At 73.4% G+C, this 20,372-nt stretch carries 18 protein-coding genes and 1 pseudogene; 8 read left to right on the plus strand and 11 right to left on the minus strand.

Translation table 11 applies throughout. The features are described 5' to 3' along the window. From ACFWR9_RS13255 to narI, 4 genes are all read left to right on the plus strand, one after another. Window positions 1-2,282 (plus strand): molybdopterin-dependent oxidoreductase (locus tag ACFWR9_RS13255; protein WP_383840161.1); only part of this gene is annotated, 2,282 nt, incomplete at its 5' end. Further along, complete coding sequence (gene narH / locus ACFWR9_RS13260) at window positions 2,282-3,877, plus strand: nitrate reductase subunit beta (RefSeq protein WP_383840164.1); 1,596 nt, start codon at window positions 2,282-2,284, stop codon at window positions 3,875-3,877. The genes ACFWR9_RS13255 and narH, both read left to right, overlap by 1 nt. A gap of 4 nt (window positions 3,878-3,881) precedes the next feature. Then, the gene (gene narJ / locus ACFWR9_RS13265; protein WP_383840166.1) at window positions 3,882-4,376 is read left to right on the plus strand and encodes a nitrate reductase molybdenum cofactor assembly chaperone; all 495 of its coding nucleotides are present in this window, start codon (window positions 3,882-3,884) and stop codon (window positions 4,374-4,376) included. Continuing rightward, entirely contained in the window at window positions 4,373-5,095 is a 723-nt protein-coding gene (narI, locus tag ACFWR9_RS13270; RefSeq protein WP_383840169.1) for a respiratory nitrate reductase subunit gamma, read from the plus strand. The genes narJ and narI overlap by 4 nt, the downstream gene beginning before the upstream one ends. A 6-nt stretch (window positions 5,096-5,101) precedes the next feature. Here narI and ACFWR9_RS13275 read toward each other — a convergent pair whose 3' ends face one another. The 4 genes and pseudogenes from ACFWR9_RS13275 to ACFWR9_RS13290 all read right to left on the minus strand — a co-directional run bounded on the left by ACFWR9_RS13275 (window position 5,102) and on the right by ACFWR9_RS13290 (window position 9,032). Beyond that, a complete protein-coding gene (locus tag ACFWR9_RS13275) occupies window positions 5,102-5,527 on the minus strand; it encodes an OsmC family protein (protein ID WP_383840171.1) in 426 nt (141 codons plus the stop codon). An 86-nt stretch (window positions 5,528-5,613) separates the two neighbouring features. Continuing rightward, window positions 5,614-6,256 (minus strand): annotated as a pseudogene (locus ACFWR9_RS13280) (hypothetical protein); the annotation flags it as partial. Between the two features lie 126 nt (window positions 6,257-6,382). Continuing rightward, window positions 6,383-8,518 (minus strand): phage holin family protein, encoded by a 2,136-nt coding sequence (locus tag ACFWR9_RS13285; protein WP_383840174.1) that lies wholly within the window; start codon window positions 8,516-8,518, stop codon window positions 6,383-6,385. A 112-nt stretch (window positions 8,519-8,630) separates the two neighbouring features. Continuing rightward, the gene (locus ACFWR9_RS13290; RefSeq protein WP_383840359.1) at window positions 8,631-9,032 is read right to left on the minus strand and encodes a hypothetical protein; all 402 of its coding nucleotides are present in this window, start codon (window positions 9,030-9,032) and stop codon (window positions 8,631-8,633) included. A gap of 94 nt (window positions 9,033-9,126) precedes the next feature. Between ACFWR9_RS13290 and ACFWR9_RS13295 the strand changes: the two genes are divergently transcribed. Next, window positions 9,127-9,900 (plus strand): MBL fold metallo-hydrolase, encoded by a 774-nt coding sequence (locus tag ACFWR9_RS13295; RefSeq protein ID WP_383840176.1) that lies wholly within the window; start codon window positions 9,127-9,129, stop codon window positions 9,898-9,900. Beyond that, complete coding sequence (locus ACFWR9_RS13300; protein ID WP_383840179.1) at window positions 9,897-10,523, plus strand: DedA family protein; 627 nt, start codon at window positions 9,897-9,899, stop codon at window positions 10,521-10,523. The genes ACFWR9_RS13295 and ACFWR9_RS13300 overlap by 4 nt, the downstream gene beginning before the upstream one ends. A 459-nt stretch (window positions 10,524-10,982) precedes the next feature. Here the strand turns inward: ACFWR9_RS13300 and ACFWR9_RS13305 are convergent, their stop codons facing one another. The 7 genes from ACFWR9_RS13305 to ACFWR9_RS13335 all read right to left on the minus strand — a co-directional run bounded on the left by ACFWR9_RS13305 (window position 10,983) and on the right by ACFWR9_RS13335 (window position 18,947). Next, entirely contained in the window at window positions 10,983-12,098 is a 1,116-nt protein-coding gene (locus ACFWR9_RS13305) for an MBL fold metallo-hydrolase (protein WP_383840181.1), read from the minus strand. Beyond that, window positions 12,095-13,357, minus strand: a complete 1,263-nt coding sequence (locus ACFWR9_RS13310) for an aminotransferase class I/II-fold pyridoxal phosphate-dependent enzyme (protein ID WP_383840184.1) — start codon at window positions 13,355-13,357, stop codon at window positions 12,095-12,097. Before ACFWR9_RS13310 ends, ACFWR9_RS13305 begins: the two co-directional genes overlap by 4 nt. 120 nt (window positions 13,358-13,477) lie before the next feature. After that, a complete protein-coding gene (locus ACFWR9_RS13315; protein ID WP_383840187.1) occupies window positions 13,478-14,386 on the minus strand; it encodes a hypothetical protein in 909 nt (302 codons plus the stop codon). Window positions 14,387-14,559: 173 nt separating this feature from the next. Continuing rightward, entirely contained in the window at window positions 14,560-15,354 is a 795-nt protein-coding gene (locus ACFWR9_RS13320; RefSeq protein ID WP_383840189.1) for an RNA polymerase sigma factor SigF, read from the minus strand. Between the two features lie 287 nt (window positions 15,355-15,641). Next, complete coding sequence (locus ACFWR9_RS13325) at window positions 15,642-16,058, minus strand: VOC family protein (RefSeq protein WP_383840192.1); 417 nt, start codon at window positions 16,056-16,058, stop codon at window positions 15,642-15,644. Between the two features lie 5 nt (window positions 16,059-16,063). Next, window positions 16,064-16,492 carry a helix-turn-helix transcriptional regulator gene (locus tag ACFWR9_RS13330; RefSeq protein ID WP_352154274.1) on the minus strand — a complete coding sequence of 143 codons (429 nt, stop codon included), beginning with the start codon at window positions 16,490-16,492 and terminating at the stop codon, window positions 16,064-16,066. Window positions 16,493-16,550: 58 nt separating this feature from the next. Next, entirely contained in the window at window positions 16,551-18,947 is a 2,397-nt protein-coding gene (locus tag ACFWR9_RS13335) for an ATP-binding cassette domain-containing protein (RefSeq protein ID WP_383840195.1), read from the minus strand. A gap of 200 nt (window positions 18,948-19,147) precedes the next feature. Between ACFWR9_RS13335 and ACFWR9_RS13340 the strand changes: the two genes are divergently transcribed. Together ACFWR9_RS13340 and ACFWR9_RS13345 are read left to right on the plus strand one after the other, a co-directional pair. Continuing rightward, the gene (locus tag ACFWR9_RS13340; RefSeq protein WP_383840198.1) at window positions 19,148-19,546 is read left to right on the plus strand and encodes a DUF2795 domain-containing protein; all 399 of its coding nucleotides are present in this window, start codon (window positions 19,148-19,150) and stop codon (window positions 19,544-19,546) included. Between the two features lie 135 nt (window positions 19,547-19,681). Next, complete coding sequence (locus tag ACFWR9_RS13345; protein ID WP_383840201.1) at window positions 19,682-20,224, plus strand: type 1 glutamine amidotransferase domain-containing protein; 543 nt, start codon at window positions 19,682-19,684, stop codon at window positions 20,222-20,224. Window positions 20,225-20,372: the final 148 nt, after the last annotated feature.

Raw genomic sequence — 20,372 nt, forward strand, 5'->3', positions numbered from 1 at the left:
CCCTTGATCACACCCTCTCTTGTGGTCGGCTGCGTATGTGTTGTATCCGAGACGGGCGGGGCGCGGGGCGGGCGTCGTACGTGGCCGGGGGGGCGCCCGCCACCCCGGCCTGGCAGCAGACGCACACCTCGGTCCCGGCGGCGGCCTGTGTGCGCATCGCGCGGGAGTTCGCGCGGACCGCCGAGCGGTCCAAGGGCCGCTGCATGATCCTGATGGGCGCGGGCACCAACCACTGGTTCCACTCCGAGACGATCTACCGGACCTTCCTGGCCCTGCTCCAGCTCACCGGGTGCCAGGGCCGCAACGGCGGCGGCTGGGCGCACTACGTCGGCCAGGAGAAGTGCCGTCCGGTGACCGGCTGGGCGACGCTGGCCGCCGCGTCGGACTGGTCGCGCCCGCCGCGGCAGATGATCGGCACCGGGTACTGGTACCTCAACACCGACCAGTGGCGCTACGACCGGTTCCGCGCCGACGTGCTGGCCTCGCCGCTCGGCGAGGGGCGGCTGTCCGGCATGACGGGCGCGGACTGCCTCGCCCTGTCGGCGCGCACGGGGTGGATGCCCTCCTACCCGACCTTCGACCGCAACCCGCTGGAGCTGGGCGAGACCTTCGGCGACCCGGTGGCGAACGCGGTGGCCGAACTGCGGGCGGGAACACTCAAGTTCGCGTGCGAGGACCCGGACGCGCCGGAGAACTGGCCGCGGATCGTGACCCTGTGGCGGGCCAACCTGCTCGGCTCCTCGGGCAAGGGCGCCGAGTACTTCACCAAGCACCTGCTGGGCACCCAGTCCTCGCTGCGCGCCGAGGAGGCCGCGCCCGGCGAGCGCCCGAGGGACGTCGTCTGGCACGAGGAGGCGCCCGAGGGGAAGCTCGACCTGCTGCTGTCGCTGGACTTCCGGCACACCTCGTCGACGCTCCTCTCCGACGTGGTGCTGCCCGCCGCGACCTGGTACGAGAAGCACGACCTGTCCAGCACGGACATGCACCCCTACGTGCACGCCTTCTCCCCGGCCGTGAGTCCGCCGTGGCAGGCGCGCACCGACTTCGACACGTTCAAGGTGATCGCGGAGAAGCTGAGCGAGCTGGCCGCCGGGCACCTCGGGGTGCGCAAGGACCTGGTGGCGGCGCCGCTCCAGCACGACACCCCGGGCGAGATCGCCCAGCCGGGCGGGGTGGTACGGGACTGGCGGCGCGGGGAGTGTGCTCCGGAGCCCGGGAAGACCATGCCGAACCTGGTCGTGGTGGAGCGCGACTACACGGCGATCGGCGCGAAGTTCGCGGCGCTCGGCCCGCTGGTGGAGACCAAGGGCCTGCCCGCCAAGGGCATCACCCTGAAGCCGGACGAGGAGGTCGAGCGGCTGCGGCAGCTGAACGGCGCGGTGCGCGGCGGCCCGGCCGACGGGCGCCCGGCGCTGGACACGGCGGTCAAGGCGGCCAACACCGTCCTGGCCCTCTCCGGCACGACCAACGGCCGGCTGGCCACCCAGGGCTTCCACACGCTGGAGGCGAGGACCGGGCAGCGGATGGCGCACCTCGCCGCCGAACACGAGGGCAAGCGGATCACGTACGCGGACACGCAGGCGGCGCCCGTGCCGGTGATCACCTCGCCGGAGTGGTCGGGCAGCGAGGCCGGCGGGCGCCGGTACACGGCGTTCACCCTCAACACCGAGCACCTCAAGCCCTGGCACACCCTCACCGGACGGCAGCACTTCTTCCTGGACCACGACTGGATGCACGAGCTGGGCGAGGCGCTGCCGGTGTACCGGCCGCCGCTGGACATGAGCCGGCTGTTCGGGGAACCGCAGCTCGGCCCGGACGGCCACCGCGAGGTGACGGTCCGCTACCTGACCCCGCACAACAAGTGGTCCATCCACTCCGAGTACCAGGACAACCTGTTCATGCTCGCGCTGTCCCGGGGCGGCCAGTGCGTCTGGATGTCACCGCAGGACGCGGACGCCATCGGGGTCGCGGACGACGACTGGATCGAGGCGGTCAACCGCAACGGCGTGGTGGTGGCCCGCGCGATCGTCTCGCACCGCATGCCGCCCGGCACGGTGTACATGCACCACGCGCAGGAGCGCACGGTGAACACGCCGCTCACGGAGACCACCGGGAAGCGCGGCGGCGTCCACAACTCGCTCACCCGGCTGCTCCTCAAACCGACCCATCTCATCGGCGGCTACGCCCAGTTGTCCTGGGCGTTCAACTACCTCGGCCCGACGGGCAACCAGCGCGACGAGGTGACGGTGATCCGCCGCCGCAGCCAGGAGGTCGAGTACTGATGCGCCCGATGGCCCAGATCGCGATGGTCATGAACCTCGACAAGTGCATCGGCTGCCACACCTGCTCGGTCACCTGCAAACAGGCGTGGACCAACCGGCGGGGCATGGAGTACGTCTGGTTCAACAACGTCGAGACCCGCCCCGGGCAGGGCTACCCGCGCCGCTACGAGGACCAGGAGAAGTGGCGCGGCGGCTGGGAACTGAACCGGCGCGGCGCGCTGAAGCTCAAGGCGGGCGGCCGGATCAAGAAGCTCGCCGGGATCTTCTCCAACCCGAAGCTGCCGGAGATCAAGGACTACTACGAACCCTGGACGTACGACTACAAGAACCTCACCGACGCCCCGCTCGGCGACGACTACCCGGTCGCGCGGCCGGTCTCGCAGCTCGACGGCAAACCGATGAAGATCGGCTGGTCCTCGAACTGGGACGACGACCTCGGCGGCGCCCCCGCCTACGGCGACCTGGACCCGATGGTGGAGCGGACCCGCCAACAGGCCTCGGACAAGGTGCGGTTCGCGTACGAAGAGACGTTCATGTTCTACCTGCCGCGCATCTGCGAGCACTGCCTCAACCCGTCGTGCGTGGCGTCCTGCCCGTCCGGGGCGATGTACAAGCGCTCGGAGGACGGCATCGTCCTGGTGGACCAGGACCGCTGCCGGGGCTGGCGGATGTGCGTGACCGGATGCCCGTACAAGAAGGTGTACTTCAACCACCGCACCGGCAAGGCGGAGAAGTGCACCTTCTGCTATCCCCGCATCGAGATCGGCCAGCCGACGGTCTGCTCGGAGACCTGTGTGGGGCGGCTGCGGTACCTGGGGGTGGTGCTGTACGACGCCGACAAGGTCACCGAGGCCGCCGAGACCCCGAACGAACGAGACCTGTACGAGGCGCAGTTGGGGCTCTTCCTCGACCCCGAGGACCCGTCGGTGCGGCGGGCTGCCGAGGAGGCGGGGATCCCGTACGACTGGATCGAGGCGGCCCGGCGCTCCCCCGTGCACGCCCTGGTGAGCAGGTACCGGGTGGCACTCCCCCTGCATCCGGAGTACCGCACCATGCCGATGGTCTGGTACATCCCGCCGCTGTCGCCGGTGGTGGACGCGCTGACGGAGACCGGGCACGACGGCGAGGACGCGGACAACCTCTTCGGCGCGATCGACACCCTGCGCATCCCGCTGGAGTACCTGGCGGAGCTGTTCACCGCGGGGGACGTGGGCCCGGTGCGGGCGTCGCTGGAGAAGCTGGCGGCGATGCGCGCCCACATGCGGTCGGTCAACCTCGGCGAGGACCCCGACCCGGCGGTCTGCGCGGGCGTCGGCATGCGCCCCGAGGAGGTCCAGGACATGTACCGGCTGCTGGCGCTCGCCAAGTACGAGGAGCGGTACGTGATCCCGACGGCGGCCGTCGGGGACGCGCACCGGCTGGAGGCGTCGGCGCTGCCGGACACGTGCAGCCTCGACACCGACGGCGGGCCCGGCATGGGTGGCGACGGGCCGTTCGGCCAGGACTCGGGACGCAGGATGCTGCCGCTGGTGCCCGTGGAGAACTTCCACATCCTGCGCAGGCGGCAGACCGCGGACGACGAGAGGGAGAGCTGATCCCATGCCCGGGTTCGAGGTGCTGTACCAGGCGGCGGCGCTCTGTCTGACCTACCCCGACGACGACTTCCGCGCCCGGCTGCCCCTGCTGCGCGAGGCCGCGCCGCAACTGCGCGCCTTCACCGACCATGCGGCCGGGACCCCCCAGGGCGAACTCCAGGCGCACTACGTGCAGGTCTTCGACTTCAGGAACCGGCACAGCCTGTACCTGAGCTGGTGGACCGACGGCGACACCCGCAACCGCGGCATGTCCCTGGTCCGCTTCAAGGAGCTGTACCGCGCCCACGGCCTGGAGTTCACCGGCGAGGAACTGCCCGACTTCCTGCCGGCGGTGCTGGAGTTCGTCGCCCGCACCGGGGACATCGGCATGCTCACCGAGCACCGCGACGCCCTGGACCAGCTGCGCTCCCGGCTGACCACCTTCGGCACGCCCTACGCCTGCGTGCTGGACGCCGTGTGCGCCACCCTGCCGCCCGCATCCACCGGAGCCCGCCGATGAACGTCTTCCTCTGGGGTGTCCTGCCCTACGCCGCCTTCGCCCTGCTGATCGCGGGCCTGGCCTGGCGCCACCGCTACGACCGGTTCGGCTGGACGACCCGCTCCTCGCAGGTCTACGAGTCGAAGCTGCTGAACATCGCCTCGCCGGTCTTCCACTACGGCATCCTCTTCGTGCTCGTCGGCCACCTGATCGGGCTGTTCGTCCCGGCGTCCTGGACGGAGTCGGTCGGCGTCAGCGAACACGCGTACCACCTGTTCTCCCTGTACGGCGGCACCCTGGCCGGGGTCCTCACGGTCGCCGGGATCGGGATGCTGGTCTACCGGCGCCGCACCAAGGCCCCGGTCTTCCGGGCCACCACGGCCAACGACAAGTTCATGTACGTCTTCCTGGTCGGCGCCATCGTCCTCGGCATGATCGCCAAGCTCTCGGACACCTCCGGCGACGGCTACGACTACCGGAGCACCATCGCGCCCTGGGCCCGCAGCCTGTTCACCCTGAACCCGGAGGTGGAGCTGATGGAGGGCGTGCCGGTGCTGTACCACGTGCACGCGGTGATCGGCATGATCTTGATCGCCCTGGTCCCCTACACCCGTCTGGTCCACATGTTCAGCGCGCCGGTGCAGTACCTGACCCGCCCGTACGTGGTGTACCGGTCGCGCGACCCCAGACAACTGGGGCCGCGCCCGGACCGGCGGGGGTGGGAGCGTACGGGCTCCTAGCCGCCGCTAGGCCAGCTTGGCGGTGAGGGTGATGGTGGTGCCGGTCAGGGCCTGGCTGACCGGGCAGTTCTTCTTGGCGTCCTCGGCGGCGGCGACGAACGCGTTCTCGTCGAGGCCGGGGACGGTGCCCTCCACGGTGAGGTGGATGCCCTTGATGCCCTCACCGGGCTGGAAGGTGACGTCCGCGGAGGTGGTGAGCTTGGTGGGCGGGGTGCCGGCGCCGGCCAGGCCGTGCGACAGCGCCATGGAGAAGCAGCTGGAGTGGGCGGCGGCGATCAGCTCCTCGGGGCTGGTCTTGCCATTGGGCTGTTCGGCGCGCGACGGCCACGACACCGGCTGCTCGCCGATGCCGGACGAGTCGAAGGTGACGACACCGTTGCCCTCGGACAGGTTGCCTTCCCAGACGGTGTGTGCGGAGCGCGTGGTTGCCACGGCGGGTCCTCTCGAATTCGCTTGTTGTACTGGGGCGATGGAAGCCCGTGCCCGGGTTCCCGCCCCCCATCCGATCACACTCCGGCTCAGCTCACCCGGAAGACCGGCCCCCGGGCCGTGAACGGCAGCCGCGCGCCCTGCGGGACGAGGTAGGCGTGCTCGCGCCGGACCCGCAGCGCGTCGCACCAGCCGTCCGTGATGACGAGGACCGGCGCGGCGGGCGGGAAGTCGTCGGCGCGCAGCAGCAGGTCGACGCCGGGCTGGAGCACGGTGCCGCCCCGGCCGTGCACCCACTCGGCCGGCGATCTCGGTCACGGGCAGGTAGCCGGCGTCGTGCGGGGCCGCGTCGCAGAACACGACGCGGGCGGCGGGGACGTCGCGGGCCTCGGCGTAGGAGGCGATGGCGCCGAGCGCCTTGCCGAGCAGCTTGCGGTCCATGGAGCCGGAGGTGTCCAGGACGACGCCGAAGGTGCAGCAGGCGATCTCCTCGGGCGGGAAGTACCGCCCGGCGCGCGGGATGCCGGGGGTGGCCGCCTGGCGCCGCGAGGGGCGCGCGTACGACCGTACGGGCTCGGGGCGGGGCACGAACTCGTCGAACCAGCGGGCGAGCCGCGCGTCCCAGGGCAGCGGCGGATGGCTGAGGGCGCGGATCTCCTCGACCAGGCCGCCGGGCAGGTAGCCGCGGTCCTGCTGCCGGTGCAGGTCGAGGCCGTGGGCGAGGGGTCTCCTGCGGTTCCGGAGCCGGTGGGGGACGGTCCCGGTGACGTGCATGGGGTGGTGCGCCTCTCATGGAACTGTGGCCCGGGATCGCCGGGACGGCGCCCACGCTCGGGCACGGTCCGGCGCGGCTCAAAATCAGGCGCTTTTCTCCTGCACGAACCCGTCAGCGACGGGAAAAGGTGCGTTCTCGACGACGTTCGGCCGTGAATCTTCCACCGGCACCTGCGGGCCGTTGGACTCCCGCAGCCAGCGGCGCAGCACCTGATGGACGTGTTCGGCGCCGACCAGCTCCATGCCCTCGTCCACCGGTTCGGACAGCACGGCCGGTGACAGCAGGAAGGCGCGCGACTGGGCGCCGCCGAGCCCGCCGTGGGAGCCGATCTGCTCCTCGAACGCGAGGACCTCGCCGTCGGCCGGGTCGTGGAAGGAGTTGACCATGATGTCGGCGGTGTGCGGGAAGGAGTGGGTGCGGCGTACGGCGTCGGCGGCGCCGGGGCCGAAGGGGGCGAGCGGGCCGGGGTCCTCGTCCAGCCGGTCCAGGGGTATCTCGGCGCCGTGCGCACCGAGCACCAGGCCGCCGTGCAGCTCGCTGCGCACCAGCAGGAATCCGACGCCGGGGTGGTTGGCGAGGGTCGGCAGCAGCGCGGGGTGGCGGGCGTCGATCTCCTCCCTGGTCATCCGGTGCGGCACGTCCGGGAAGGAGACCAGGCCGAGGTTGCCGGAGGCCAGCACGATCGGCTCGGAGCGGCGGCCGGTGGGGGTGTCGGCGGGTCTCTGCTGCGCGGCGCCCTCCTCGACGGGGCGGTGCAGGGCGGCGCGGACGGTGTTGCGGGCCTCGGCGCCGCTTCGGGTGCGCTGCGCGCGCCGGGGCACGGGCAGTCCGCAGCCGGCCCGCACCAGGTCGCCGAGGGTGAGGCCGTAGCGGGTCCGGAAGGTCTCGCCGGGGCTCTGGCCGTGGTCGGACAGGAGGACGATCCGGTAGGAGCGGGGGGCCTGGTCGGCGACCTTCTCGATCAGCGCGAGGGACCGGTCGAGTCGCCGGAGGACGTTGACGGCGTCCCGGCCGCGCGGCCCGGAGTGGTGCGCCACCTCGTCGTACGCCACGAGGTCGGCGTAGACGGCGGTGCGGCCGGCGAGCATGTCGCCCATCACCGCGGCGACGACGACGTCGCGTTCGACGACGGTCGCGAAGGCGCGGACGAAGGGGTAGAGGCCACCGCGGGAGACGCGCGGGCGAACCTTGTGGACGCGGGCGCGGGTGGACTGGCCGATCTCCCGGCCCACCTCGGCGACGAAGGACATCGCGGTGCGGACGGCGTTGGCCGGGTCGGAGAAGTAGGCGAAGTAGCCGGACCTGGACCGGGTCTCGCGGCTGCGGCGGCGGGTGGCGATGGACAGCACCAGGGCCTGCTCGTCGGCGCCGCCGCCGAACAGGTTGCCGCGGCTCGCGCCGTCCAGGCTGAGCAGCCCGCCGTCGCCGGTGCGCCGGACCGCGCGGTGCTGGAGTTCGGCGGCGCTGGTCGGCCGGTTGCAGACCATGACCTCGCCGGTGTCCTTCTCGTACCAGCGGAAGGCGGGCACGTCGTGGTTGCTGCCGTGCAGGATGCCGAGCTGGCTGGCGCCGGTCTGGCTGGACCAGTCGGTGCGCCACGGGGCCAGCCGGTGGCTCGCGGACGCGCCGTCGCGGCCGAGCCAGCGGGCGACGGTGGGCATGGCGCCGGTGTCGACGGCGTCGAGCAGGACGTCGTGTCCCACGCCGTCCAGTTGCAGGAAGACGATGCCCGGGCCGGCCGGGCAGGGCGGGCCCGATCTGCGGCGGCGGTCGGCGAGGCGGTAGAGCCGGCGCCGGTAGGCGTCGTCGCCGCGCACGGTCAGGGCACCGCCGGTGGCGGAGGCGACGGCGGACATGACGGCGGCGACCACGACCGCGGTCTCGGGGGCGACGCCGCCGCGGCCGGCCGGGTTCACGTCGATCGCGAGGAGCAGCAGCCCGCCGTTGAGGAAGAAGACCAGCAGTCCGAGGACGAGCGCCGGCACCAGGAGCAGCAGGCGGACCATGAGCGGCCACACCACGGCGGAGAGCAGACCGAAGGCGCCCGCGCCGACCGCGGCGGTCATCGCGATGTCGGTCGCGCTGTCCCCGTCGGGCGACTGGAGCCGGAAGTCCGGCAGGATGCCCGCGAGCACGAGCATGGTGAGGGTGGACACGGCCCACACCGCGACAATCCGCCCGATCTGACTGGCGACCCGGCGCCAACGGCCTGCACCCACGCTCCGCACACCTCACGTCCCGGCCCGTCGTCCGGGCCTTCCCCACCCTGCCACAACGCTCCGGAGCACCCGTTTGTCCCCCTGAACCCGGTTCACACCCCGAAAGGGGTGGTCAGCGGCCGTCGTAGCCCGCCGTGGGCATCGACAGCCTGCGGTGTACGCACGCCTTCATCCGGGCGTCGTAGGCCGGTTCCGCGTGGCCGACGGTCTCGACGCGGGCGCCGCGCCGCGCGCACTCCGCGGTGAAGTCGTCGACGGAGGACAGCGCGCTCTCCAGCACCCGTCGGCTGGGCGCCACGAACAGGTCGTGGCCCGGGCGGACCCCGTCCCACAGGGCGTCGTGGTCCGGCCGCAGACCACGTACCAGCAGTTCCCTGGCGACGACGTAGCCGTGTTCCGCCGCCCAGCGGGCGCACATGGCGTGCTGGCTGCGGGAGTCGACCAGGAACGGATCGTCGTCCAGCAGTTCCAGCGGCGTCAGACTCGCGATCGCCGTCACCCGCACCGGCCCCATGGTGTCCCCCCTCACCTCCCGTCACCTCCCGTTTTCGCCGCCGACCCTACTCCTGGACGTAGGCTTCGGGGAGTCGCGCGAAGGAGGCAAAGAGGTGCCGGTGGAGCTCACGTGGTGGGGTCACGCCACCTGCACGGTCGAGGACTCGGACATCCGCGTGCTCACCGATCCTCTGTTCGCCCGCCGCCTCGCCCACCTGCGCCGCAGACGGGGCGAGGTGCCGCCGCCGGACGCCTGGCGCGCGGACGTGGCGCTGGTGTCCCACCTGCACGCCGACCACCTGCACGTGCCGTCGCTCGCGCGGCTCGCGCCGGGCACGCGCCTGCTCGTGCCCCGGGGCGCGCGGCGGGCGGTGCCGGGGCTACGGCGGCTCGGACACCTGGACGTGGCGGAGGTGGCGCCCGGCGATGTGGCGCGCGTCGGGGACCTGCGGATACGGGCGGTGCCCGCGCGGCACGACGGGCGGCGACTGCCGGTCGGACGGCACCGCTCCCCCGCGCTCGGCTACGTCGTCGAGGGCGAGGCGCGGACGTACTTCGCCGGGGACACCGGTCTGTTCGACGGCATGGAGAAGGAGGTCGGGCCGGTCGACGCGGCGCTGTTGCCGGTGGGCGGCTGGGGCCCGTACCTGGGGGCGGAGCACCTGGACGCGGGGCGGGCGGCGGAGGCGCTGATCCGGCTGGCGCCGCGCACGGCCGTGCCGGTGCACTACGGCACGTACTGGCCGATCGGGATGGACGCCGTGCGCCCCCACGAGTTCCACACGCCGGGCGACGAGTTCGTGCGCCTGTCGGCGCTGCGCGCGCCGGGGGTGGCGGTGTACCGGCTGGGGCACGGCGAGAGTGTGCGGGTGGAGGTCGCGCGGTGAACTGGCTGGACGCCGCCACGACGAGCATTCCGACGGAGCCGACGCAGCAGGCGTTCGGGTATCCGTCGCTGTTCCTGCTGGTGCTGATCGGGGCGTTGGTGCCGGTGGTGCCGACGGGCGCGCTGGTGAGTTCGGCGGCCGTGGTGGCGATGCACCAGACGCTGCCGTTCTCCATGCTGATGGTGTTCGCGACGGCGTCGCTGGCCGCGTTCTGCGGGGACATGGCGCTGTACTGGCTGGGCCGGCGCGGGGTCGGCTCGAAGAACGGCTCGCGCTGGCTGGAGGCGATCCGGTCCCGGGCGCCGGAGGACCGGCTGGAGCAGGCACAGGACAAGCTCGCCGAGCACGACGTCGCGGTGCTGGTGCTGTCCCGGCTGGTGCCGGCCGGCCGCATACCGGTGATGCTGGCCTGCCTGCTGGCCGAGTGGCCGCTGCGCCGCTTCGCCCGCGGCAACCTCCCGGCCTGCCTGGCCTGGGCGGTGACGTACCAGCTGATCGGAGTCCTGAGCGGCGCCCTGTTCAGCAAGCCCTGGGAGGGCGTGGCCGCGGCGATCGCCCTCACCGTCCTGCTCAGCGTGGCACCGGGAGTATGGCGACGGTTCCGGGGGCCGGCGAAGGCGTAGGGCTCCGCGGGGCGGGAAGGGGGGCGACCCGGGGAACGGGCGTCTCGAGCGCGGGCCGGCCGCAGCACCGTACGACACGAGGACCCCGGCGAGCGGTGTTCCGTTCCCGGCACCCGCAGCGGGCCGCTCGTGCCCGACCCGGCCGGGACGCCGTACGGCGCGAGGACCCCGGCAGACGGATGCCGCGAGGGCGCGGCCGGACGCCGCGCGCGGCAGCCCGGTCCCGCCGGGACGACCACCTCCGCCACCACCTGGCGGGCGGCCCGCCAGGCCGCCGAGCCACCGGACCGCAAGGCCACCGGGCCCCCGGAGCGCCGGACCACCGGACCGCCAGGCCACCGGACCGCCAGGCCCCAGGCCACCGGACCGCCAGGCCCCCAGGCCACCGGACCGCAAGGCCGCCGAGCCACCGGACCGCCAGGCCGCAAGGCCGCCGAGCCGCCGAGCCGCCGAGCCGCGCTACTCCAGTACCCGCGACGCGCCCACCGGCAGGTCCCACAGGTCTTCCCGCGGCAGGCCCGCGGCGTGCCAGGCGGTGCGGGTGCGGGTGAGGGGTTCCAGTACCGGTTCCGCGGAGAGGACGAACGTGCCCCAGTGCATCGGCGCCATGCGGCGGGCGCCGACGTCCTGGGCGGCCCGTACCGCCTCCTCCGGGTCGCAGTGCACGTCGCTGAGCCACCAGCGGGGGTCGTAGGCGCCAATGGGGAGCAGGGCGAGGTCGATGCCGGGGTAGCGGCGGCCGATCCGGGTGAACCAGTGGCCGTACCCCGTGTCCCCGGCGAAGTACACGCGCCGGCCGTCGGATGCGGTGAGCACCCAGCCGCCCCACAGGCTGCGGCACGTGTCGACGAGGCTGCGCTTGGACCAGTGGTGCGCGGGGACGAAGTCGAACCGGACTCCCGCCCGTCGCCCACCACCACCCTTGCCGGAGGCACCTTCGGCGCCGCCCCTTGGACGCAGTTCCGTCGCCTCCCACCAGTCCAGCTCGGTGACGCGGGTGAAGCGGCGGCGGTGGAACCAGCGGCCCAGCCCGGCGGGCACCAGGACGGGGGTGTCGCGCGGGAGCCTGCGCAGCGTGGGCGCGTCCAGGTGGTCGTAGTGGTTGTGGCTGATGACGACGGCGTCGACGCGGGGCAGGGCGCTCCAGGCGACGCCGACGGGGGTGATCCGGGCGGGGGTGCCGAGGATGCGGCGGGACCAGACCGGGTCGGTGAGCACGGTGAGGCCGCCGATCCGCACCACCCAGCTGGCGTGTCCCGCCCAGGTGACGGCGACGGTGTCCGCGTCCACGCGGGGCAGCGGGCCGGGGGCGTAGGGCAGCCGGGGGATGTCGGCGAGGCCCTCGCGGCCGGGTCTCACCGCGCCCTCGCGGGCGAATCTGGCGAGGGCCTTCAGGCCGGGCAGCGGCGCGGTCAGCCGGTCGTGGAAGGTCCGCGGCCATACGCGGTGTTCGGCGGGCGGCCGGGGATCGGCGAGCGGCGGGTACGAGGGGGCCCGGGAGGGCGCGACCGGCGGCGCGGCGGTGTCCTCGGTGGACGCGGGGGTGCTCGTGGTCGACCGGGGCTGCTGCGTCATCGAGGAGGCTCCCATCGCTGAGCGTCGCGCAGATCGCCGAAGACCGACCCGAGAGCGGTCAACGCGCGTCGCACGTGTGGCAGTTCCAACGGGTCCGGGGACGTGAGGCATTCCGCGCGCTGCTCGTCGGTGCCGGCGCCGAGCAGCGGGCCGGTGGCGAGCCGGACCCGCAGAGCCGCGAGGTCGTCGCCGAAGCGGTGCCCGCCGGGGGCGGGCATGCCGAGCCGGGCGGAGAGGAAGTCCTCCAGTTCCTGGGCGTCGCCGACGCCCTCCGCGCCGAGGGCGTCGCGCAGCGGGCCGAGGTCGGCGTACAGGTGACGCCCGGCCTGCGGGGGCCGCGCGGTGGCGCCCGCGGCGACGACGGCCGCGTGCATCGCGGCGGCCACGCGCGCGTGCAGGCGTACGGCGGCCGACCGGCGGGCGGTGACCGGCTCGGGTTCGTCGAGCGCGTACCCGGCCGCGGCGGCGACGGGCGCGGCCACGCCCGCGCCGAGGGCGGTGAGCACGTCGAGCACGCGTGCGTGCAGGCCGTCGCCGGCCGCGGACGCCGGGAAGCGGGCGACGGCGGCCGGCCAGCCGGGCGGCAGCAGCGCCCCGGCCAGGTCCGTGACGACGGTGACCTGCTCGGGCAGCATCTCGGCGGGACTGAGCAGCACGGTGGCGTGCGGGTCGTGCAGGGTGTCGCGCCAGGTCTCGTCGCTGACGAGGTGCAGTCCCTCCCCGGCGGCGGCCTCGACGGTCTCGTGCAGCAGTTCGGGCGGCGCGACGGTGCCGGTGGGGTCGTCGGCGACGGCCAGCACGAGCAGGCGGGGGTCGCCGCCCTCGGCGCGCACCCGGCGGACGGTCTCCAGGAGGGCGTACGGGTCGGGGACGCCGCCGCTCTCGGCCGGCGTCGGGACGTGGAAGACGGGGCTGCCGAGCAGCCGCGCGTCCGGTGCCCACCAGGCGGCACAGGGCCGGGGCACCAGGACGTCGCCGCCGAGCGCGGCGGTGAGCGCCAGCAGGAGGGCGTGCGCGCCGGGGGCGGCGGCCACGTGGCCGGGCTCGGTGGGCAGGCCGCGCCGGTGCCAGTAGCCGCTCGCGGCGGCCGTGAGGGCGGGTGCGCCGCCGACCGGTTCCCCTTGGGCGCGGTCCGCGGCGGCGGCGAGTACGGCGGACAACTCGGGCAGCACCGGCAGCCCGTCGTCGGGCAGGTGGGGGCCGTACCGGACGGGGCCGTGGCCCACGGCGTCGTGGCCTTCGGGGTCCGTGCGTCGCATGCGTACCTCCGCGCGGGTCCGTGCTGCCGCTCACCGGTCGTTGATCCCAGTACCCATCCGGCACGCGAGCCATGACTCCGGCCCCGGATGCGCGTCCACGCGCGACGTTGGCCGCCCGGCTCAGCGCTCCCCGTCCTCCCCGCGCAGCCGCAGCCGCAGCCGGTGGGCGGCCGCCGCGCACGCGCCCGCGATCAGGACGCCGCCCGTGACCAGGGCGGGGACGGAGTCGCTGAAGGTGCCGCCGGCACCGGCCCGCACCCCGTGTTCCGCCGTCCCACCGCCGCAGGACTTCCCGGCCGCGGCGGACTCACCGCGCGGGGCGGCGGTCTCGGGGCACGGCGGCTTGGTGGCGCAGGACGTGCCGTGCGTGGAGCTCTCGCGGCGCGGGGCGGCGGACGGGGGGCACGCGGGCTTGGCGGTGCCGCTCTCCCCCGGCGCGGCACCCGGCACGTTCATGCTGGCGCTCCACGGGTCGCCCTCCCCGCCGGACGCGTCCGGGCACGAGCCGTCGACGGTCCAGTCCTCCTCGACGCCCGCCACGCCCGCGACGTCCTCGGCGCCCTCCACGTCCGCCTCGCTCCCGAAGTCCTCGGCGGCGGCTATCCGGGCGGTCCCCCGGTAGGCCGGACCGGAGCCCGTCCCTCCACCGCCCTCCACCTTCCGCAGCGCGACGGTGCCCTCGTCGAAGGCCGTGGAGGTGGCGTCGAGGGTCGCCGGCGCGGAGCCGCCGGTCGGGGCGCACGAGACCGACACGGTGACGGTGCCGCCGGGGGTGACGTCGGCGGGGCTGACCTCGGCGGCGGCCTGGCCCGCTGCCGGGGCGAGGGGTTCCTCCGCGGCCGGCGGCGGTACGGGTTCTTCGGCCACCGGCGGCGGTACGGGCTCCCCGGCGCCGCCGGGTGGCGGAGGGACGCCGGGATCGGCCGCGCTCGGCCCCGCGAGGACGCCGAGGGCGGCACTGGCCAGGACGGCCACGGACAGGGCGCGGGCGGTGCGGCGCATGGGGCGGGCGCGGGCGGTGCGGCGCATGGGGCGGGCTCCTTCGAGCTGCGGCGGCGGGGGCACGGCACTCGCGCCCCTCGGCCATCACAGCCCGCCCGCCCCGGGTGCGCGCGCCACCCTGCGCCGTTCGCGCGAACGGGCCCCCCGGGCGGGTGAGCCCGAGGTTTCGGAGCCCGGAATCAGCGTCCCGGACCGGGCCCTCAGGCCCCCGGATCCCGCAGCACCTGCTCCCGCACCCGGTCGCAGCAGCGGCTGATCAGGCGGGAGACGTGCATCTGGGAGATGCCGAGCTGCTCGGCGATGCGGCTCTGGGTCATGTCGTCGAAGAAGCGCATGTACAGAATGGCGCGCTCCCGGTCGGGCAGGGCGGCCAGGCGCTCCTTGACGGCCTCGCGGTCCACGACGGTGTCGAGGGCCGGGTCGGGCCCGCCGAGGGCGTCACCGAGCGAGAACCCGTCCTCGCTGCCGGGCAGCTCGGCGTCCAGGGAGAGGGCGGTGAAGCTCTCCAGCGCCTCCAGACCGACCCGGACGTCCGCCTCGCTGAGGTCGGTGTGCTCGGCGATCTCGGTGACGGTGGGCCTGCGGCCCGGGATGGTCTGGGAGAGCTCCTGGCGGGCGAAGCGCACGCGGTTGCGCAGTTCCTGGACGCGGCGCGGCACGTGCAGCGTCCACATGTGGTCGCGGAAGTGCCGCTTGATCTCGCCGGTGATGGTCGGCACGGCGTAGCTCTCGAAGGCGTTGCCGCGCTCGGGGTCGTACCGGTCGACGGCCTTGACCAGGCCGAGGGCGGCGACCTGGCGCAGGTCGTCGTAGCTCTCGCCGCGGCTGCGGAAGCGTCCCGCGAGGCGTTCTGCCATGGGCAGCCAGGCCTCCACGATCCGGTCGCGGACCACGTCGCGCTCCGGGCCGTCGGGGAGGGTGGTCAGCCGGCGGAACGCGTCCGCGGTGTCGGGGGCGTCGTCGTGCGGGTGCTTCACGCTGGCGTGGATCGGCATGGTGCGTCGCAACTCCCTCGGAGCGCGGGGCCTGTCGTCGCGCCGGGCCTGAGCCCTGGGGCGCGGCCCGCGGGGGGCTCCGGGAGCCTCCGGCGCGCGGGCGGCACCGGTACGACGACGACACGGCCCTGGGGTCGGGCGGTCACCGTGGGAGGGCGTCCGGGCCCGGACCGACTCGTCCGGGGCGACGTACCGCCGCTCCCACGGACGTGCCTCCTGTCCGAAGCACTGAACTTGCCCCTGCCCCCTGGCGCCCGTTTCAAACACACACGCCGCCCGAGGACGGGTCAGCCGGTGCGTGGCCGGCTGAAGCGCACCATGTTCCCGGCCGGGTCGCGGAAGGCGCAGTCCCGGACGCCGTAGGGCTGGTCGACCGGTTCCTGGAGGACCTCGGCGCCCGCGGCCCGGATGTGTTCGAAGGTCGCGTCGACGTCGCCGGTGGTGAAGTTCAGGCCGCGCAGCATTCCCTTCGCCAGCAGTTCGGTCATGGCCTCCCGGTCGGTGGCCGAGGCGCCCGGGTCGGCGAGCGGGGGTTCGAGGACGATGTCCACGTCGGGCTGGGCCGGGGAGCCGACGGTCACCCAGCGCATCCCCTCGAACGCGACGTCGTCGCGGACCTCCATCCCGAGCACGTCCCGGTAGAAGGCGAGCGCAGTGTCGTGGTCGTCGACGGCGATGAAGCACTGCGAGAGGTTGATGTCCATGCGCGTCACGCTACGGGCGGGCGCGCGGGCCGCGCTTCTCCGTTCCTGACCGGTCGGGTGTAGACCTTGGCGACGCAGGCGGGGATGGCGGCGCCGTCGGCGTGGTCGCGTTCCCGGTAGGCGCTCGGGCTCTCGCCGACCAGTTCGGTGAAGCGCGAGCTGAACGATCCGAGCGACGTACAGCCGACCGCGAAGCAGACCTCGGTGACGGACAGGTCGCCGCGCCGCAGCAGGGCCTTGGCGCGCTCGATGCGGCGCGTCATCAGGTAGCTGTACGGGGTCTCCCCGTAGGCGGCGCGGAAGCTGCGGGAGAAGTGGCCCGCCGACATGAGGGCGACCCGCGCGAGCGCCGGTACGTCGAGCGGCTCGGCGTACTCGCGGTCCATCAGGTCGCGTGCCCGGCGCAGCCGGGCCAGGTCCTCCAGGCTCGTCACGCCCTTACGATCCCACAGCGCCGGTCGCCACCGGTACCGGCGCCGTGGGCCGCCGCGGTCAGGCGCCGACGTACGCCGCGAGGTGCTCGCCGGTGAGGGTGGACCGGTCGGCGACGAGGTCGGCGGGGGTGCCCTCGAAGACGATCCGGCCGCCGTCGTGGCCGGCGCCGGGGCCGAGGTCGATGATCCAGTCGGCGTGCGCCATGACGGCCTGGTGGTGCTCGATGACGATGACCGACTTGCCGGCGTCGACGAGTCGGTCCAGCAGGCCGAGCAGTTGCTCGACGTCGGCGAGGTGCAGGCCGGTGGTGGGCTCGTCCAGTACGTAGACGCCGCCCTTGTCTCCCATGTGGGTGGCCAGCTTGAGCCGCTGCCGCTCGCCGCCGGACAGCGTGGTGAGCGGCTGGCCGAGGGTGAGGTAGCCGAGTCCGACGTCGGCGAGCCGGTCGAGGATCTTGTGCGCGGCGGGGGTGCGTGCCTCGCCGGAGCCGAAGAACTCCTCGGCCTGGGCCACCGACATGGCGAGCACCTCGCTGATGTCCCGGCCGCCGAAACGGTACTCCAGCACCGCGGGCTGGAACCGCTTGCCCTCGCAGTCCTCGCAGGGGGTGGCGACCCCGGCCATCATGGCGAGGTCGGTGTAGATGACACCGGCACCGTTGCAGGTGGGGCAGGCGCCCTCGGAGTTGGCACTGAACAGGGCCGGCTTCACGCCGTTGGCCTTGGCGAACGCCTTGCGGATCGGTTCGAGCAGTCCGGTGTACGTGGCCGGGTTGCTGCGCCGCGAGCCCTTGATGGGGCTCTGGTCGACCGATACGACGTCGGCGCCCGCACCGGGCGGGACGGAGCCGTGGATCAGCGAGCTCTTGCCGGAGCCGGCCACGCCGGTGACCACGCAGAGCACGCCGAGCGGGACGTCGACGTCGACGCCCTGGAGGTTGTGCGTCGTGGCGTCGCGGATCTCCAGGGCGCCGGTGGGCTCGCGGACCGTGTCCTTGAGGACGGCCCGGTCGTCGAGGTGGCGGCCGGTGACGGTGTCGCCGGCCCGCAGCTCCTCCACGGTGCCCTCGAAGCAGACGGTGCCGCCCGCCGTACCGGCGCCGGGGCCGAGGTCCACCACGTGGTCGGCGATGGCGATCGCCTCCGGCTTGTGCTCGACGACGAGGACCGTGTTGCCCTTGTCCCGCAGCCGCAGCAGCAGGTCGTTCATCCGCTGGATGTCGTGCGGGTGCAGTCCGATGGTGGGCTCGTCGAAGACGTACGTGGTGTCGGTGAGCGAGGAGCCGAGGTGGCGGATCATCTTGACGCGCTGCGCCTCGCCGCCCGAAAGGGTGCCCGCCGGCCGGTCGAGCGAGAGGTAGCCGAGGCCGATCTCCACGAACGAGTCGAGGGCGTCCCGCAACGCGCCGAGCAGCGGCGCCACGGACGGTTCGTCCAGGTCGCGCACCCATTCGGCCAGGTCCCGGATCTCCATCGCGCAGGCGTCGGCGATGCTGATCTTCCCGATCTTCGAGGAGCGGGCGCCCTCGCTGAGCCGCGTGCCGTCGCACTCCGGGCAGACGGTGAAGGTGACGGCCCGCTCCACGAAGGCCCGGATGTGCGGCTGCATCGCCTCCTTGTCCTTGGACAGGAAGGACTTCTGGATCTTCGGGATCAGGCCCTCGTAGGTGAGGTTGACGCCGTTGACCTTCACCTTGACCGGTTCGCCGTAGAGGAAGTCCCGCAGCTGCTTCTCGGTGTACTCGCGGATCGGCTTGTCGGGGTCCACGAAGCCGGACTGGGCGTACACCTGCACGGTCCACTGGCTGTCCGACTTCCAGCCGGGGATGGTGAAGGCGCCCTCGGCGAGCGACTTGGAGTCGTCGTAGAGCTGGGTGAGGTCGATGTCGGAGACGCTGCCGCGGCCCTCGCACCGGTTGCACATGCCGCCGGTGCGCTCGTACGTCGCCTTGACCGCCTTCTTGTTGCCGCGCTCGACGGTGATCGCGCCGCTCGCCCGGACCGAGGCGGTGTTGAAGGAGTACGCGCTGGGCGGGCCGATGTGCGGCTCGCCGAGGCGGCTGAAGAGGATCCGCAGCATCGCGTTGACGTCGGTGGCGGTGCCCACGGTGGAGCGGGGGTCGGCGCCCATCCGCTGCTGGTCCACGATGATCGCGGTGGTCAGGCCTTCGAGGATGTCGACCTCGGGCCGGGCCAGGGTCGGCATGAAGCCCTGCACGAAGGCGCTGTAGGTCTCGTTGATCAGCCGCTGCGACTCGGCGGCGATGGTGTTGAAGACCAGCGAGCTCTTGCCCGAACCGGAGACTCCCGTGAAGACCGTCAGGCGGCGCTTGGGGATCTCGATGCTCACGTCCTTGAGGTTGTTCTCGCGGGCGCCGTGCACGCGGATGAGGTCGTGGCTGTCGGCGACGTGCGGCACGGGTGCCTGGCTGCCCGTCCTCTTGGCGCTGCTCATCGTGTCTCCATCTGTCGGGGGCTCATGTGAAGGCTGACGCCCGCGGTCTTCACACGCTAGAGGGGCCGACGGGACCCGCGCTTCTCGATTACTGATCCGGTACCGGCCGGCGAAATCGGAGCGGACCCGTCCGGGTGATTCCGTGTCGGTCCGCGGTGTCCGGGTACGCGGTCGGCACCCCTGAAGATCTGGAGGGAGACATGCAGCGAGGCAGCGACCGGATGAGCGCCCACCGCGACGACGAGATGAAGCACGAACTGCAGGGTCTGCTCAGGTCCGGGCACCCCACCCGCACCGAGGAGTGGCACGACCCGGAGCCGGTGGCGGAGGACGATCCGGACGTCACGAACGGACCGGTGACACCGGGCCGCGGACCGACGTATCTGGAGGCCCTGCGGCTCGAACTGGCCCGGAACCTGACCCGGGGCAGCTTCCCCGCGGGACCGCGGGAACTGACCCGCACCCTGCGCCACGGCAACGCGCCCGACGCCCTCGTCGAGGGGCTGGACCGGCTGCCGAACAAGGCGCGCTACGACAACGTCCAGGAACTGGCGATGGCGCTCACCGAAGCCGGCCGGCCGGGACCGCCGGGCGCGTAGGAGCCGGGAAGGGCGGCCCGACGGCCGACTGTGTGAAGGACGTGACGACCCCGGATGCGGCCGCCGTACGCCCGGGGTCCTCCCGCGTGCGGGCGGTGACACCGGCCGGCGCGTCCAGAAAGGAATCCGAACCCCATGCGCATCGCATTTCTCACCGCGCCCGAGGGCGTGGAACAGGTCGAACTGACCGAGCCGTGGCAGGCGGCGAAGGACGCGGGTCACGAGCCGGTGCTGGTGTCCACGCGGTCCGGCGAGGTCCAGGGCTTCGACCACCTCGACAAGGCGGACACGTTCCCGGTGGACGAGGTGGTGGGTGACACGTCGGCCGACTCGTTCGGCGGGCTGGTGCTGCCCGGCGGGGTGGCCAACCCCGACTTCCTGCGGACCGACGAGACGGCCGTGGCGTTCGTCAGGGACTTCTTCGAGCAGGGCAGGCCGGTGGCCGCGATCTGCCACGCCCCGTGGACTCTCGTCGAGGCCGACGTGGTACGCGGCCGGGTTCTGACCTCGTGGCCCAGTCTCCGGACCGACCTGCGCAACGCGGGCGCCACCTGGGTCGACGAGCAGGTGAAGGTCTGCGACCACGGCGACAACATCCTCGTCACCAGCCGCAAGCCGGACGACCTCCAGGCGTTCTGCGAGACCTTCCTCGCCGAGTTCGCCAAGGCGGTCGGCTGACCGGCACAGCCGGACCGGCACAGACGGCGGCCGGGCGGTCGGCTGACCGGCACAGGCGGACCGGCACAGCCGGCGGCCGGGGCGCCGCCCCCCGCCGAAAGGAACGGGGGGGGGGGCAGGACACAGACGCACGGGAGGGGGCCCCCCC

Source organism: Streptomyces sp. NPDC058534 (assembly GCF_042717365.1).
Lineage (GTDB): Bacteria > Actinomycetota > Actinomycetes > Streptomycetales > Streptomycetaceae > Streptomyces.

Coding starts and splice junctions, on each gene's coding strand:
- ACFWR9_RS13320 (WP_383840189.1), bottom strand. CDS start 15,354: ATGCCGATCCACGCCAGCGTGAAGCACCCGCACGACGACGCCCCCGAC.
- ACFWR9_RS13305 (WP_383840181.1), bottom strand. CDS start 12,098: ATGACGCAGCAGCCCCGGTCGACCACGAGCACCCCCGCGTCCACCGAG.
- ACFWR9_RS13325 (WP_383840192.1), bottom strand. CDS start 16,058: ATGGACATCAACCTCTCGCAGTGCTTCATCGCCGTCGACGACCACGAC.
- ACFWR9_RS13315 (WP_383840187.1), bottom strand. CDS start 14,386: ATGCGCCGCACCGCCCGCGCCCGCCCCATGCGCCGCACCGCCCGCGCC.
- narI (WP_383840169.1), top strand. CDS start 4,373: ATGAACGTCTTCCTCTGGGGTGTCCTGCCCTACGCCGCCTTCGCCCTG.
- narJ (WP_383840166.1), top strand. CDS start 3,882: ATGCCCGGGTTCGAGGTGCTGTACCAGGCGGCGGCGCTCTGTCTGACC.
- narH (WP_383840164.1), top strand. CDS start 2,282: ATGCGCCCGATGGCCCAGATCGCGATGGTCATGAACCTCGACAAGTGC.
- ACFWR9_RS13310 (WP_383840184.1), bottom strand. CDS start 13,357: ATGCGACGCACGGACCCCGAAGGCCACGACGCCGTGGGCCACGGCCCC.
- ACFWR9_RS13345 (WP_383840201.1), top strand. CDS start 19,682: ATGCGCATCGCATTTCTCACCGCGCCCGAGGGCGTGGAACAGGTCGAA.
- ACFWR9_RS13335 (WP_383840195.1), bottom strand. CDS start 18,947: ATGAGCAGCGCCAAGAGGACGGGCAGCCAGGCACCCGTGCCGCACGTC.
- ACFWR9_RS13290 (WP_383840359.1), bottom strand. CDS start 9,032: ATGGGGCCGGTGCGGGTGACGGCGATCGCGAGTCTGACGCCGCTGGAA.
- ACFWR9_RS13340 (WP_383840198.1), top strand. CDS start 19,148: ATGCAGCGAGGCAGCGACCGGATGAGCGCCCACCGCGACGACGAGATG.